The organism is Actinoallomurus acaciae (genome assembly GCF_042429965.1).
GTDB classification, from domain to species: domain Bacteria; phylum Actinomycetota; class Actinomycetes; order Streptosporangiales; family Streptosporangiaceae; genus Actinoallomurus; species Actinoallomurus acaciae.
The window spans coordinates 1-981 of sequence record NZ_JBHLZP010001138.1 but is presented as its reverse complement, the minus strand read 5'-3'; the positions used below and the strand labels follow the sequence as shown (position 1 = coordinate 981).

Here is a 981-nt window from a genome sequence, read left to right as displayed (position 1 = left end):
CGGTGCGGGAGGCCCTCCCGGCACTGGTGGGCTCGCTGCTCACGATCGGGCTGAGCCTGGGCGGGATGGCCGTGCTCGACTGGCGGTTCCTGCTGGCGGCGCTGGTCTCGGTGCCGGTTCAGCTGTACACCGTCCGCCGGTACGGCCACCGCGCCGGCCTGCTGTACGCCGCGCAGCGGGTGGCGGTCGGGGCGCAGCAGCACGAACTGCTCGCCACGATCGACGGTGCCGGGACCGTGCGCGCGTTCCGGCTGGCCGACCGGCACGTCGGCAAGGTGGAGCGCCGGTCGCGGGCCGCGGTGGAGCTGCTGCTGCGCGGCATCTCCCTGCAGACACGCTTCTACAGCAGGCTGCACGTCGCGGAGTATCTCGGGCTGGCGTCCGTGCTGGTCGTCGGATTCGTCATGGTCCGCCACGGGATGACCACGGTGGGCACCGCGACCGCCGCCGCGCTGTACTTCCACGGGCTGTTCGGGCCGATCAACATGGCGCTGTCGCTGGTGGACGACGCCCAGGCCGCCGCGGCGGGGCTTTCCCGCCTCGTCGGGGTGGCGGACCTTCCCGCGCCGGCCACGGCGGCGTCTCCCGCCAACCGGGACTCCTCGATCGAGGTGTCGGGCGCGACCCACGCGTACGTGCCGGGCCGCCCGGTCCTGCACGACGTGTCGCTGGAGGTGGCCCCCGGGGCGCGGGTCGCGCTGGTCGGCGCAAGCGGGGCGGGCAAGACCACGCTCGCCAAGCTCATCGCCGGGGTTCATCGGCCGGACAGCGGCTCGGTGCGCGTGGGCGGCGCCGAGCCGGAGCCGGGCAAGCCGGTCGTCCTGGTGACCCAGGAGGTCCACGTCTTCGCCGGCACTCTGGCCGAGGACCTGCGGCTGGTCGCGCGCGAGGCGACGGACGCCGACCTGCGTACGGCGCTGGAGCGGGTCGGGGCGCTCGGGTGGGCGACGCGCCTGCCCGACGGGCTGGACACCGAGATCG

At 74.9% G+C, this 981-nt stretch carries 1 protein-coding gene; it reads left to right on the top strand.

The window, feature by feature from the left end:
• A partial coding sequence (locus tag ACFFNX_RS51135) for an ATP-binding cassette domain-containing protein (RefSeq protein ID WP_378213757.1) occupies positions 1-981 on the top strand: 981 nt, incomplete at both ends.